Genomic DNA, 13504 nt, shown 5'->3' on the forward strand with positions numbered 1-13504 from the left:
GTGTCGTACGTCCCGTCATGCTACGGCCCGCGGATCGGCGGCACCGCCCCGGCCTACGATGATCCCGAGCCACCGATCAGCCGATCACCCGCGTCCCGCCGCCGCACACCCGGCCGGGAACGCCGTTCCCGGGGAGGAACCTTGACCGACCGTCTCGTCGACGCCCGCGTCCCGCGCGATCTGCACGCCTTCATCGCGGGCCTGCCCAAGGCCGAACTGCACGTCCACCACGTGGGCTCCGCCTCCCCCCGGATCGTCGCCGAGCTCGCGGCCCGCCACCCCGACTCGCGGGTCCCCACCGACCCCGAGGCGCTGGCGGACTACTTCACGTTCACGGACTTCGCCCACTTCATCGAGGTGTACCTGTCCGTCGTGGACCTGATCCGCACCCCGGAGGACGTCCGGCTGCTGACCTACGAGGTGGCCCGCGACCTGGCCCGCCAGCAGGTGCGCTACGCCGAGCTCACCATCACCCCGTTCTCCTCGACCCGCCGCGGCATCGACGAGCGTGCGTTCATGGACGCGATCGAGGACGCCCGCAAGGCGGCCGAGGCCGAGTTCGGCACGGTGCTGCGCTGGTGCTTCGACATCCCGGGCGAGGCCGGGCCGCAGGCCGCCGAGGAGACCGCGCGGCTCGCCACCGACGACCGGGTGCGCCCGGAGGGCCTGATCTCCTTCGGGCTCGGCGGACCGGAGATCGGGGTGCCGAGGCCGCAGTTCAAGCCGTACTTCGACCGGGCGATCGCGGCCGGTCTGCACTCCGTGCCGCACGCCGGTGAGACGACCGGCCCGGAGACGGTGTGGGACGCGCTCACCCATCTGCGCGCCGAGCGCATCGGCCACGGCACGAGCGCCGCGCGGGACCCGAAGCTGCTGGCGCACCTCGCCGAGCACCGGATCGCGCTGGAGGTCTGCCCGACGTCCAACATCGCCACCCGGGCGGTCCGCGCCATCGAGGAGCACCCGATCAGGGAGTTCGCGAAGGCGGGTGTCCTCGTCACCGTCAACTCCGACGACCCGCCGATGTTCGGCACCGACCTGAACAACGAGTACGCGGTCGCCGCCCGCCTCCTCGACCTCGACGAGCGGGGGCTGGCGGACCTCGCCCGTGCCGCCGTCGCGGCGTCGTTCCTCGACCCGGCGGGCAAGGCCCGCATCACCGCCGAGATCGACGCCCACACCGCCGCCTGGCTCGCGCCCTGAACCCCGGCACCCCTCCCCCCACCAGGAAGCACCAGGAAGTGCGCATGCAGAACGTGACCGTCGTCGGCCACCGCGGCGACCCCTACCGCGTCCGCGAGAACACGCTCGCCTCCCTGCGCTCCGCGCGCGCCCTCGGCGTGGACGCCGTGGAGATCGACGTACGCCTGAGCGCGGACGGCGTTCCCGTGGTGCTGCACGACGCGACGCTGAAGCGGCTGTGGGAGCACGACCGTCCGCTGGCCGCGCTGTCGGCCGCCGAGGTGCGCGGGCTGACGGCGGGCGGGGTCCCGACCCTGGCGGAGGCGCTGGACGCGGGCGAGGGGAGCCGGCTGATGCTCGACCTGCCGGGCGCGCCGGATGTGCGGGCCGCCCGGCGGATCGTGGACGTGGTGCGCGCGTGCGGCGCCGAGGACCGCGTGTACTACTGCGCGGGCGCCTCCGCCATGCTCGCGGTCCGGGCGGCCGATCCGGCCGCCGAGATCGCCCTGACCTGGACGACGCTGGCACCGCCGCGCCCCGGCCTGCTGGCGGCCGTGCGCCCCCGCTGGCTGAACTACCGCTTCCCCCTGGTCGACCGCGCGCTGGCCGAGCGGGTCCACCGGGCGGGGCTGCTGCTGTCCGTCTGGACGCCGGACACCCGCCGCTCCCTGCGCCGCCTGCTGGACGCGGGCGTCGACTCCATCACGACCAACCGCCCGGACGTCCTGCTCTCCCTGAGGTCCGCCCAGGGGTGATCCCCCACGGTCGTCCACTCGGTCGACTCCACCGACGCGAAGGGGGACGGTGCGGCCGTCGTCCGGCGCTTCGCCTTCCCGGCGTTCAACCGCTGACAGTCGTTGAACGCGTTCAGGAGCTCCTCCGCGGGCGGGGTTTGACCCGGGCCGTGGCCGCGCAGCCGTGTACGGAGCGGACCTACGATGTCCACGGGTGAACGGGAGGCAGCATGGCCGTCGACGTGAGCGGGCGCGGCTATCTCAAGCAGCGGTGGGCGGCGCGCGCGGCGCTGCTCGCCGCGGCGCTCGCACTGCTCGTTCCGCTGTTCTACGGCGGTCTCGGCGGTCTGCTGCTGCTCGTCGCCGCGGCCGCGGGCCTCGCCGTCAGCGCCGTCGCCGTGTGGTGGACGCTGACGCTGCGCGGCCCGCTGCGGTGGATCGCGGCCCTGGTGGCCGTGACGGTGCCGGCCGCGCTGGTCGCCCTGTTCGCGGCCACCCTGCTGTGGTCGCTGCTGGCGTCGGTGGCCCTGTGGGCCGTCGCGGTCTGGAGCGGCCGGTACGCCCTGGGCGCCACCGGCAGCTCACGGGTGCGGGTGATGCGCGAGCGCAGGACGCCGCCGCCGCGACGGCCCTACCTGATCATGAACCCGCGCTCCGGTGACGGAAAGGTCGTCCGCTTCGGGCTCAGGGAGAAGGCCGAGCGGCTCGGCGCCCGGGTCGAACTGCTCGACCCCGAGCGGCACCAGGACGTCACCGCGCTCGCCCGCCAGGCCGTGGCGGACGGCGCGGACCTGCTCGGCGTCGCGGGCGGGGACGGCACCCAGGCGCTGGTCGCGGCCGTCGCCGCCGAACACGGACTGCCGTTCCTGGTGATCAGCGCCGGCACCCGCAACCACTTCGCCATGGACCTCGGCCTGGACCGCGAGGACCCCGCCACCTGCCTCGACGCCCTCACCGACGGTGTGGAACTGCGCGTGGACCTCGGGTTCGCGGGCGAGCGCCCCTTCGTGAACAACGCGTCCTTCGGGGCGTACGCCGCCATCGTGCAGAGCCCCGGCTACCGCGAGGCCAAGATCGGCACCAGCCTGGAGCTGCTGCCCGACCTGCTGCTCGGCCAGCAGGGCCCGCAGCTGACCGCACGCGTGGCGGGGACGACGCTGGAGTGCCCCCAGGCAGTGCTGGTCAGCAACAACGTCTACCGCGTGGCCGACCCCTTCGGCCTCGGCTACCGCGAGCGCCTGGACGCCGCCGCCCTGGGCGTCCTCAGCATCCGCGTCGACAACGCGGCCCAGGCCGCGGCCCTGCTGCTCGCCCCGCACCCCCACGGCCTCACGATCCTCACCGCGCCCGAGGTGGTCGTGGAGGCCGACCGCCCGGAGATCGAGGCCGGGATCGACGGCGAGGCGCTCCTCCTGCCCACGCCGGTGCGCTGCCGTATCGCACCGGGCGCGCTGCGGGTGCGCGTCCCGCGCAGGCGTCCCGGCGTCCCCCGGCGCAAGGCCCGTCTGGACTGGCGCAGGCTGCGCAAGCTGGCGGCGACGGTGGGCCGCACCGCGGTGCGCCACCGCCACCGGCACCACGACCGCTGAGGCACCGGGTGCCCGGACCGGGGCGGGGCGGGGGCGCGCTACAGCCCGGCGATCGCGTTCCACCGCCGGGCGAACTCCACCCGCTCGGCGGAGGTGATGTCCCGGGCGATGGCCAGGCGCCGGCGCATCGCCGCGTCCGGGAAGATCAGCGGGTCCTCGGCGAGCGCGGCGGTCTCCTTGTCCCGGGAGCCGGCGAGCACGTCACGGGCGGCGGGTACCGGGCAGACGTAGTTCACCCAGGCGGCCAGCCGGGCGGCGACCTCGGGGTCGTAGTAGTGGTCGACGAGCCGCTCGGCGTTGGCCTTGTGGCGGGCGAGGTTCGGGACCATCAGGGACTCCGACCACAGCTCGGCGCCCTCCTCGGGGACGACGAAGCGGATGTCGGGGTCGTCCGCCTGGAGCTGGATGACGTCGCCGGAGTACGCCTGGCAGGCGAGGACGTCGCCGCTCGACAGGTCCTTGATGTAGTCGTTGCCGGTGAAGCGGCGGATCCGGCCCGCGCGGACCTGGCGCTCCACCTGGTCGCAGACGGTGTGGAAGTCGTCCGCGGTCCAGCGGGTGATGTCGACGCCGTTGCCCTGCATGAGCAGGGCGAACGCCTCGTCCAGCCCGGACAGCAGCGTCACCCGGCCCTTCAGGTCGCTCGCCCACAGATCGGAGACCCGCCGGATCTCCCGGCCCAGCCGGCGGCGGTTGTAGGCGATGCCGGTGATCCCGGACTGCCACGGCACGGTGTACGCGCGACCGGGGTCGAAGGCCGGTGATCGCAGCAGCGGGTCCAGGTACCTGGTGACGTTCGGCTGGCGCGAGCGGTCCATCCGCTGCACCCAGCCCAGGCGGACGAAGCGGGCGCACATCCAGTCGCTGATGACGATGAGATCGCGGCCCGTGCGCCGGCGGTTCATCAGGGCGGGGCTGATCTTGCCGAAGAACTCGTCGTTGTCGTTGATCTCCTCGATGTACTCGACGGAGATCCCGGTGCGCTTCTCGAACGCCTCCAGCGTCGGCCGCCGGGTGGTGTCCGCGTCGTCGGTGTCGATGTAGAGCGGCCAGTTCGCCCAGGTCAGGCGGCGCTCGGTGGCGGAGGCGTCGGGCGCGGCCCGGTCGGCGGGCGCCACGTAGGCCGGCCGTACCCCGCAGCCGGCGAGCCCGCCGAGCGCGGCGCCCGCATCGAGCGCGCGCAGCAGGGTCCGACGGGACGGCGGGGAGTTGAGCGGGGAGGGGGCCATGGCCGCAGCATGCCGCCGCGTCCGGCGCCGCGGCAATCGACGCCCTGTCGAGTGGAGCGCCATCGGCCGGACACGTTGTCGATCGGGAACGGCGCGGCCCCGGCGGGTACTTCACCCGACCGGGGCCGCGGCACGCCGCCGGGGCTGCTGCCCCGGCAGGCAGGGCCGCCCGTCAGGGAGCGGCGTCCGGTGCGTGCTCCCGGTGCGGCGAGAGGACGTGCCGGGCGTCGCGACGGGGCGAACGCCGCCTGCTGCGGCGCTACGCGTCCAGGGACGTCATGACGTGCTTGATGCGCGTGTAGTCGTCGAAGCCGTAGGCCGAGAGGTCCTTGCCGTAGCCGGACTTCTTGAAGCCGCCGTGCGGCATCTCCGCGACCAGCGGGATGTGCGTGTTGATCCAGACGCAGCCGAAGTCCAGGACCTTGGACATCCGCATCGCGCGGCTGTGGTCCTTGGTCCACACCGACGAGGCGAGGGCGTACTCGACGCCGTTGGCCCACTCGACGGCCTGCGCCTCGTCCGCGAAGGACTGCACGGTGATGACCGGGCCGAAGACCTCGTTCTGGATGATCTCGTCGTCCTGCTTCAGACCGGAGACCACGGTCGGGGCGTAGAAGTAGCCCCGGTCGCCGACCTGGTGGCCGCCGGCCTCGACCTTGGCGTGGGCGGGCAGCCGCTCGATGAACCCGGCGACCTGCTTGAGCTGGTTGGGGTTGTTGAGCGGGCCGAAGAGGACGTCCTCGTCGTCGGGCAGGCCGGTCTTGGTGTCGGCGGCGGCCTTCGCCAGCGCCCGGACGAACTCGTCGTGGATGGAGGCGTGGACGAGGACGCGCGTGGCGGCCGTGCAGTCCTGCCCGGCGTTGAAGAAGCCCGCGACGGAGATGTCCTCGACTGCCTTGGCGATGTCGGTGTCCTCGAAGACGACGACCGGCGCCTTGCCGCCCAGCTCCAGGTGGACCCGCTTGAGGTCCTTGGACGCGGACTCGGCGACGGACATGCCCGCGCGCACGGAACCGGTGATGGAGGCCATCGCAGGGACGGGGTGCTCGACCATGAGGCGGCCGGTGTCCCGGTCGCCGGTGATGACGTTGAAGACGCCCTGCGGCAGGATCGAGCCGACGATCTCGGCGATCAGCACGGTCGAGGCGGGGGTGGTGTCGGACGGCTTGAGGACGACCGTGTTGCCCGCGGCGAGGGCCGGCGCGAACTTCCACACGGCCATCATCATCGGGTAGTTCCACGGCGCGACCTGGGCGCAGACACCGATCGGCTCGCGGCGGACGATGGAGGTCAGGCCCTCCATGTACTCGCCGGCCGAGCGGCCCTCCAGCATGCGCGCCGCGCCCGCGAAGAAGCGGATCTGGTCGACCATCGGCGGGATCTCCTCGGACCGCGTCAGGCCGATCGGCTTGCCGGTGTTCTCCACCTCGGCGGCGATCAGCTCCTCGGCGCGCTCCTCGAAGGCGTCCGCGATCTTCAGCAGGGCCTTCTGGCGCTCGGAGGGGGTCGCGTCGCGCCAGGCGGGGAAGGCCCGTGCGGCGGCCTCCATCGCGGCGTCCACGTCCGCCTGTCCGGACAGCGGCGCGGTCGCGTACGCCTCGCCCGTCGCGGGGTTGACCACCTCGGTGGTCCGTCCGTCGGCGGCGTCCCGGAACCCACCGTCGATGTAGTTGCGCAGACGACGCAGCTCGGTGCTCACTGCCGGCCTCCTGTCAGGTGTCACTGCTGTTGGCTGTCAGTCCTGGTTGTCCAGTTGCTGAGACATCCACCCTAGTCGGCACCCCCACGTTTTCAACACCCCTGATCCCGCCAAGGCTGCGAAATCCGCAAGCATCGGTCACGTAAACAACGAATTTCATCGCTTCGACCTTGCGGAACTGTCGAGACGTCGTGCACAGTGACGTCGTGGCCAGTCGAAGCGCAGAGCACAGGGACTCCCGCGAGTCCAGGAACGGCGGTTCCCCGCCGGACGCCGTCTCCCTCGCGATCATCGAACAGCTCCAGGAGGACGGCCGCCGGCCGTACGCCGCGATCGGCAAGGCCGTCGGCCTGTCCGAGGCGGCCGTGCGCCAGCGCGTGCAGAAGCTGCTCGACCAGGGCGTCATGCAGATCGTCGCCGTCACGGACCCGCTCACCGTGGGCTTCCGCCGGCAGGCGATGGTCGGCGTGCACGTCGAGGGCGACGTGGAGTCCGTGGCCGACGCCCTCACCGCCATGTCCGAGTGCGAGTACGTGGTGATGACGGCCGGGTCCTTCGACCTGATGGTGGAGATCGTCTGCGAGGACGACGACCACCTCCTGGACGTCATCAACCGGCGCATCCGGGCCGTGCCCGGCGTGCGTTCGACGGAGAGCTTCGTCTACCTCAAGCTCAAGAAGCAGACCTACATGTGGGGCACCCGATAACCGTGAGGACCCGATAACCGTGAGCACCGAGAGCCCTCAGGACCTCAGCAGGACCGCGTACGACCACTTGTGGATGCACTTCACGCGGATGTCCTCCTACGAGAAGGCGCCCGTCCCGACCATCGTCCGGGGCGAGGGCACCTACATCTGGGACGACCAGGGCAAGCGCTACCTCGACGGCCTCGCCGGGCTGTTCGTGGTCCAGGCGGGCCACGGCCGCGTCGAGCTGGCCGAGACCGCCTTCAAGCAGGCCCAGGAGCTGGCGTTCTTCCCGATCTGGTCCTACGCGCACCCGAAGGCCGTGGAGCTGGCCGACCGCCTCGCCGCGCACGCGCCGGGCGACATCAACAAGGTCTTCTTCACCACCGGCGGCGGTGAGGCGGTGGAGACCGCCTGGAAGCTCGCCAAGCAGTACTTCAAGCTGGTCGGCAAGCCCACCAAGCACAAGGTGATCTCCCGCGCGGTGGCCTACCACGGCACCCCGCAGGGCGCCCTGTCCATCACCGGCCTCCCGGCCCTCAAGGCCCCGTTCGAGCCGCTGGTGCCCGGCGCCCACAAGGTCCCCAACACCAACATCTACCGCGCCCCGATCCACGGCGACGACCCCGTGGCCTTCGGCCGCTGGGCCGCCGACCAGATCGAGCAGCAGATCCTCTTCGAGGGCCCCGACACGGTCGCCGCGGTCTTCCTGGAGCCCGTGCAGAACGCGGGCGGCTGCTTCCCGCCCCCGCCCGGCTACTTCCAGCGGGTGCGCGAGATCTGCGACCAGTACGACGTGCTGCTCGTCTCGGACGAGGTCATCTGCGCCTTCGGGCGGCTGGGCACGATGTTCGCCTGCGACAAGTTCGGCTACGTCCCGGACATGATCACCTGCGCCAAGGGCATGACCTCGGGCTACTCCCCCATCGGCGCCTGCCTGGTCTCCGACCGCATCGCCGAGCCGTTCTACAAGGGCGACAACACCTTCCTGCACGGCTACACCTTCGGCGGCCACCCGGTGTCGGCCGCGGTCGGCCTCGCCAACCTCGACCTGTTCGAGCGCGAGAACCTCAACCAGCACGTCCTCGACAACGAGGCCGCCTTCCGCGGCACGCTCGACAAGCTCCACGACCTGCCGATCGTCGGCGACGTCCGCGGCAACGGCTTCTTCTACGGCATCGAGCTGGTCAAGGACAAGGCCACCAAGGAGTCCTTCAACGACGAGGAGACCGAGCGCGTCCTGTACGGCTTCCTCTCCAAGAAGCTCTTCGAGAACGGCCTGTACTGCCGTGCCGACGACCGCGGCGACCCGGTCATCCAGCTCGCCCCGCCGCTGATCTCCAACCAGGAGACCTTCGACGAGATCGAGCAGATCCTGCGCGGGACGCTGTCGGAGGCGTGGACCAAGCTCTGACCCGACGCGGTCCGGCGGCGGGGGTGCGCCCGTAGGAGTGAGAAGGGCGCACCCCCGCCGCGTGCTGTCCGGCGTCCGGCGGCTCGATCCTTAGCGTGCCTGGTAACCGATCGGCCCTGTCCTCGTTCCCCCGCACGGGGGAACGGCACGGGAACTACGGATCTGAACCGAGGTGTACGCCATGGTGGCTCCGCCGGACAACGACGTGCTCTGGGCACGTGCCCTGCACTTCTCGTACCGCGACGGCTCGCCCGCGCTCAGCGGGGTCTCGCTCGGTGTGCAGCAGGGCGAGATCCTCGCCGTCACCGGCCCGCGCGGCAGCGGCAAGACGGCCCTCCTGCGCTGTCTGTCGGGCCAGGCCCCGGCGCGGCAGGGCGAGATCTGGTTCAACAGCGTCCCGGTGCACACCATGGGCGCGCAGGCCCGCGAACGGCTGCGCCGCGACCGCTTCGCCTGGATCGACCCCACCCCCTCGCTCGTGCCCGAGCTGAACGTCTGGGAGAACGCCGCGCTGCCCCTGATGCTGCGCGGCACGGGCCGGCGCCGCGCCAAGACGGCCGCGACGGAGTGGCTGGAGCGCCTGGACATCGGCGCGCTGGCCCGCAAGCGCCCGCACCAGCTGGTCCGGGCCGAACGCCAGCGCGTCAGCATCGCCCGCGCGCTGGCCCCGGCGCCGACCGTGCTGTTCGCCGACGAGCCGACGGCTCCCCTGCACCGCGCCGACCGCACCCAGGTGCTGCGCACCCTGACCAACGCCGCCCGCTCGCACGGCGTCACCGTCGTCCTGGCCGGCCAGGACGCGGAGAGCGCGGCCTTCGCCGACCGCACCCTCACCCTCCTGGACGGACGCCGGGTGAACACGGTGCACCTGCCGCCCGTCACCGAGCCGGAAGGCCGCGCCGCGTGCTCGCTCTCCGTCTGAGCCGCGGCGCCCGGCCCGCCGTACAGCTGCGCCGGCTGCTGGTCGCGGCCGCGTCGGCGGGCACCGGCTTCCTGCTGCTGTGCGCCCTCGGCTACGCCATGTCCCACCCGGAGTCCCCCGCCGAGGCGAGCCTGCGGCTGGTCTGGTGCCTGCCCCCGCTGGCCTCGACGATCCACTTCGCGGCGGCGGTGGCCCGCACCGACCCCGGCACCCGGCCCCGGCCCGGTCTCGACGCCGTCGGCCTCGGCCCGCTGCGCCTCACGCTGCTCTCGGCCGCCACGACGGCCCTGGCCTGCGCCCTCGGCTCGATGCTGGCGCTGCTGGTCTTCCTGCACCTGCGGGGCGACCTGACGGGCATGCCCTTCGACGGGGCCGCCGCCGCGTCCCTGGCGGCGGACAGCCCGCTGCCCCTGCCCGCGGCGCTCACCCTGCTCGCCCTGGTCCCGGTGACCGCGTCGGCGGCGGTGGCCGTGGTGCTGCGCCCCGGGGAGCCCGTCGCGGCCCGCACCGGGGCGGCGGGACCGCTCCCCCGCGTCGGCGGACACGACAGGCCCGGACGCCGGGAGACGTTCGGCGCGTACGGCCGGTTCGGCGCGCGCCGGCGGCGCGGCGAACCCGCCGCCGCCGAGGTGAACGGGGCCGCGCCCGCCGGGGAGGCGCCCGCAGACGCGCTCACCGCAGACGGGCGCTCTCCGGACCGGCCCGAGGAGGAGTCGGCGCGGCTGCCGGGGCCGGTCCCGCCGCGCCCGGCCCCCAGGGGCCTGCCGTGGGGTGTCGCGGTCCTCGCGGCGGGACTCGCCGTGGAGAGCTACGCCGCCCGCGCGGGCGACGGCGGCCCGGTCCTGCCCGCCGCACTGCCCACCGGGCCGACCGGCGTCCTGGCCGGCTGGCTGCTCACCGCCCTGGGGCTCGCCCTGGCCGCGCCCGGCCTCACCCACCTGTGCGGCCGCCTCGTGCAGGCCGTGCGCCCGGGGCCGCTGCGTCTCCTGGCGGGCCGCGGGCTGATGGCGGAGGCCACCCGGATCGGCCGCCCGCTCGGCGTGGTGTGCGCGGTGGCCTCCGCCGCGTACGCGAGCGCCCTGGTCTCCGGTGACGCGGCCTCCGCCGCCTTCGGCCCGCTCAGCACGCTCGGCGCCGTCGTCGTCATCGGCTGCGCGGTGGCGACCCTGCTCACGGCAGCCGTCGAGGCCAGGCAGGACCGCGCCGACACCACGGCCGCCCTGCTGCGCCTCGGCGCCCCGACCGCGACGCTCCGCAACGCCGCCGTGCTGCGCGCCTGCGCCCTGCTCCTGCTGTTCGTCCCGCTGACTCTGGCCGTGGCCCACCTGGCGGCCCTGCCCCTGGCACGCTGACGCCCGCGCGGAACGCACGCCGGGCCCGTGGGAAAAAGGCCGCCGGGCCGCGATGAGTTCCGGCGCCGGGCCCGGTCTACCCCTGCGTACAGCGACCACCCCGATGGGAGAGACCTACGATGAGCGCCCCCGCCTACCAGCAGATGATCTTCGTGAACCTGCCCGTGAACGACCTCGACGCCTCGAAGAAGTTCTTCACCGGGCTGGGCTTCTCGATCAACGCGCAGTTCAGCGACGACAAAGCGGCGTCCGTGGTGATCAGCGACACCATCGTGGCGATGCTGCTGACCAAGCCGTTCTACGCGACCTTCACCAAGAAGGACATCGCCGACGCCGCGACCACCAGCGAGGTGCTGCTCTGCCTGAGCGCCGAGAGCCGCGAGAAGGTGGACGAGCTGGTCGAGAAGGCCGCCGCGGCCGGCGGCACGGTCTCGGACCAGGTGCAGGACCCGGGCTTCATGTACGGCCGCGCCTTCGACGACCTCGACGGCCACACCTGGGAGGTCGTCTGGATGGACCCGGCGGCCGTCGAGGGCTGAGGACGGCAACGGCACGCGGCACCCGGCGCCCGGTGCCGAGCCGGGCGCCGGGCGGGCCTCGCGGCCGCGGCCCTGGGGCGTGTCCCGGAAGCAGCGTCGTCTGCAGGGCAGACGGGACTGGCAGAAGGGACTTCCGAAACACGCCCTAGCATGGGCGGGTGCAGACGATGCCCGCCCACGCGGCCCACCACGACGACCGCGAGATAGAGACGCTGGAGGAGTTCGACGCGACCGTCTCGGCGCGCGGCACCCTGGCCGGATTCCGGGTCCAGGCAGTCGACCTGACGGACCGTACGCGCGAACTGCTCACGACGGACACCACGGGAGCCGTCTTCCTCGGCTGCCCGATGCGCGAGGAGGCCGCGGCCAAGGTCCGCTCCGGCGGCGCCCTGGTCTTCCCGCCCGTCCCGGACCTGCCCTTCGATCCGTACCGCGGCCTGCTGTACTCCCCCGACGACCTCTTCGCCTCCCTTGCCGACGGCTACGAGAGCACTCCCGACGCCCGCGCCCACGCCTGGTTCCAGCGGACCAGGGGCGACCGCGACGTGTACGCGTCGATGCTGCGCGCGGTACACGACGACTCCGTCTCGGACGCCCTGGACGAACTCCTGTCGGGCGCCCGGGTGGTGGGGGTGATGGGCGGCCACGCGATGCTGCGCGGCACGCCCGAGTACGAGGGCGCCGCGCGGCTCGGCCGGGAGCTGGCCCGCTCGGGTCTGACGGTCGCCACCGGCGGCGGGCCGGGCGCGATGGAGGCGGCCAACCTCGGCGCGTGGGCGGCCCCGTTCGACGACGGGACCCTCGGCGAGGCGCTGCGCATCCTGGCGAAGGCGCCCCGGTTCGCCCCCTCGGTGACCGAGTGGGCGGCGGCCGCGTTCGAGGTCCGCGCGCGCTGGCCGCGGGGCGGGCGCTCCGTCGGCATCCCGACCTGGTTCTACGGCCACGAGCCGCCGAACCCGTTCGCGTCCCACATCGCCAAGTACTTCGCCAACGCCACCCGCGAGGACGGGCTGCTCGCGCGGTCGAACGCGGGTGTCGTCTTCCTCCCGGGAGCCGCCGGAACACTCCAGGAGATCTTCGACAACGCGACGCCGAACTACTACGAGTCGCGCGGCGAACCCACGCCCATGGTCCTGGTCGGCCGGGCGCACTGGACCGAGACCCTGCCCGCCTGGCCGCTGCTGCGATCCCTCGCGCGCGGGCGCTCGATGGAGGCCCGGATCGCCCTCGTCGACCGGATCGACGAGGCTCCGGACGCCTTGAAACGTCTGGGCGGTTAATAAGACGGCAAAGCCAACGCCCTTAGGCTGCCTACGCGTTGACATTGCTTATGCGACGCTTATAGACCTGTGAGTCTCCCGGGGCCGGCGGTGTCGCGTCACCGGCCTCGCCGAACCCCCCTCAGTGGTGCACCTCCCGTAAGGACAAACGTGTCCATAGACCGCCGTACCGTCGCGCGTTCCGTGCGCGCGCTGGGCGTGGCCTCCGCCGCGGCCGCGCTCACCCTCTCCGTCGCGGGCAGCGCGCTCGCCTGCGACATCAGGGACTTCTCCGCCGAAGCCAAGTGCGACGGCGCGAAAGGCGTCATCACCGTGACCGACGTGGACGCCAGCGGAGTCCAGGCCACCGTGACCGTCTTCCTGCAGAACAACGGCGCCGACCTGAAGAAGGTCGGCGTGCAGAAGGTCAAGGGCTCGCGCGAAGGCAAGACGATCACCTTCGCCGAGGACTGGGAGCCGAACGCCGAGTACCGGGTGCGCGTCGAGGCAGCCGGCTACGTCAACGCGGACATCAAGCCGAACCTGACGACGCCGTCGACGGCGTGCACCAAGGACGGGGAGAAGCCGCCCGCCTCGTCCGCCTCCCCGACCCCGTCGGACTCCGCGTCCGCCTCGGCCCCGGCCTCCGCCTCGGCCCCGGCCGAGGAGAGCGAGTCGCCGGCGCCCTCGCAGAGCGGGAGCACCGCGCCCGCGGAGAGCGCGAGCAACGCCCCGTCCCCGGCGGTCGGCGACTCCAACCTCGCGGAGACCGGGGCGGGTTCCAACACCGGGCTGATCGCCGGTATCGCGGTCGCGCTCGTCGCGGTCGGCGGTGGCGCGGTCTTCTTCGGGCTGCGCCGCCGCGGAGCGAACAGCGACCGCTGACACGCGCCCGCCCG

General features: G+C 73.1%; 12 protein-coding genes. 10 read left to right on the forward strand and 2 right to left on the reverse strand.

The features are described from left to right. Positions 1–141: 141 nt before the first annotated feature. From SZN_RS08385 to SZN_RS08395, 3 genes are all read left to right on the forward strand, one after another. Complete coding sequence (locus SZN_RS08385) at positions 142–1203, forward strand: adenosine deaminase (RefSeq protein ID WP_007493287.1); 1062 nt, start codon at positions 142–144, stop codon at positions 1201–1203. A gap of 44 nt (positions 1204–1247) precedes the next feature. After that, positions 1248–1937 (forward strand): glycerophosphodiester phosphodiesterase, encoded by a 690-nt coding sequence (locus SZN_RS08390; RefSeq protein ID WP_043729303.1) that lies wholly within the window; start codon positions 1248–1250, stop codon positions 1935–1937. Positions 1938–2146: 209 nt separating this feature from the next. After that, entirely contained in the window at positions 2147–3505 is a 1359-nt protein-coding gene (locus SZN_RS08395) for a diacylglycerol/lipid kinase family protein (protein WP_007493290.1), read from the forward strand. Between the two features lie 38 nt (positions 3506–3543). On the opposite strand, the gene SZN_RS08400 is transcribed toward SZN_RS08395, so the two are convergent. Beyond that, positions 3544–4734, reverse strand: a complete 1191-nt coding sequence (locus tag SZN_RS08400) for a polyamine ABC transporter substrate-binding protein (protein ID WP_007493292.1) — start codon at positions 4732–4734, stop codon at positions 3544–3546. A gap of 259 nt (positions 4735–4993) precedes the next feature. Further along, positions 4994–6433, reverse strand: a complete 1440-nt coding sequence (locus tag SZN_RS08405) for a gamma-aminobutyraldehyde dehydrogenase (RefSeq protein ID WP_007493295.1) — start codon at positions 6431–6433, stop codon at positions 4994–4996. 191 nt (positions 6434–6624) lie between these two features. On the opposite strand from SZN_RS08405, the gene SZN_RS08410 reads away from it, so the two are divergent. From SZN_RS08410 to SZN_RS08440, 7 genes are all read left to right on the forward strand, one after another. Beyond that, positions 6625–7140, forward strand: coding sequence for an Lrp/AsnC family transcriptional regulator (locus SZN_RS08410; protein WP_007493296.1), 516 nt, complete (start codon positions 6625–6627; stop codon positions 7138–7140). 19 nt (positions 7141–7159) lie between these two features. Further along, a complete protein-coding gene (locus SZN_RS08415) occupies positions 7160–8533 on the forward strand; it encodes an aspartate aminotransferase family protein (protein WP_043729309.1) in 1374 nt (457 codons plus the stop codon). A gap of 181 nt (positions 8534–8714) precedes the next feature. Beyond that, a complete protein-coding gene (locus SZN_RS08420) occupies positions 8715–9455 on the forward strand; it encodes an ABC transporter ATP-binding protein (RefSeq protein WP_007493301.1) in 741 nt (246 codons plus the stop codon). Next, the gene (locus SZN_RS08425) at positions 9437–10807 is read left to right on the forward strand and encodes a hypothetical protein (protein WP_007493303.1); all 1371 of its coding nucleotides are present in this window, start codon (positions 9437–9439) and stop codon (positions 10805–10807) included. Before SZN_RS08420 ends, SZN_RS08425 begins: the two co-directional genes overlap by 19 nt. A 119-nt stretch (positions 10808–10926) precedes the next feature. Further along, positions 10927–11346 (forward strand): VOC family protein, encoded by a 420-nt coding sequence (locus tag SZN_RS08430; RefSeq protein ID WP_007493305.1) that lies wholly within the window; start codon positions 10927–10929, stop codon positions 11344–11346. A gap of 158 nt (positions 11347–11504) precedes the next feature. Continuing rightward, positions 11505–12626, forward strand: a complete 1122-nt coding sequence (locus SZN_RS08435; protein ID WP_043729314.1) for an LOG family protein — start codon at positions 11505–11507, stop codon at positions 12624–12626. 150 nt (positions 12627–12776) lie between these two features. Continuing rightward, positions 12777–13490 carry an LAETG motif-containing sortase-dependent surface protein gene (locus SZN_RS08440; RefSeq protein WP_043729320.1) on the forward strand — a complete coding sequence of 238 codons (714 nt, stop codon included), beginning with the start codon at positions 12777–12779 and terminating at the stop codon, positions 13488–13490. Positions 13491–13504 lie beyond the last annotated feature (14 nt).

Origin of the sequence: Streptomyces zinciresistens K42 (assembly GCF_000225525.1) — a bacterium.
In the GTDB taxonomy this organism is placed as follows: Bacteria; Actinomycetota; Actinomycetes; order Streptomycetales; family Streptomycetaceae; genus Streptomyces; species Streptomyces zinciresistens.

Excerpts from the sequence above, each read along its gene's own strand:
- SZN_RS08390 (WP_043729303.1), top strand. The coding sequence starts at position 1,248 with ATGCAGAACGTGACCGTCGTCGGCCACCGCGGCGACCCCTACCGCGTC.
- SZN_RS08395 (WP_007493290.1), top strand. The coding sequence starts at position 2,147 with ATGGCCGTCGACGTGAGCGGGCGCGGCTATCTCAAGCAGCGGTGGGCG.
- SZN_RS08400 (WP_007493292.1), bottom strand. The coding sequence starts at position 4,734 with ATGGCCCCCTCCCCGCTCAACTCCCCGCCGTCCCGTCGGACCCTGCTG.
- SZN_RS08420 (WP_007493301.1), top strand. The coding sequence starts at position 8,715 with ATGGTGGCTCCGCCGGACAACGACGTGCTCTGGGCACGTGCCCTGCAC.
- SZN_RS08430 (WP_007493305.1), top strand. The coding sequence starts at position 10,927 with ATGAGCGCCCCCGCCTACCAGCAGATGATCTTCGTGAACCTGCCCGTG.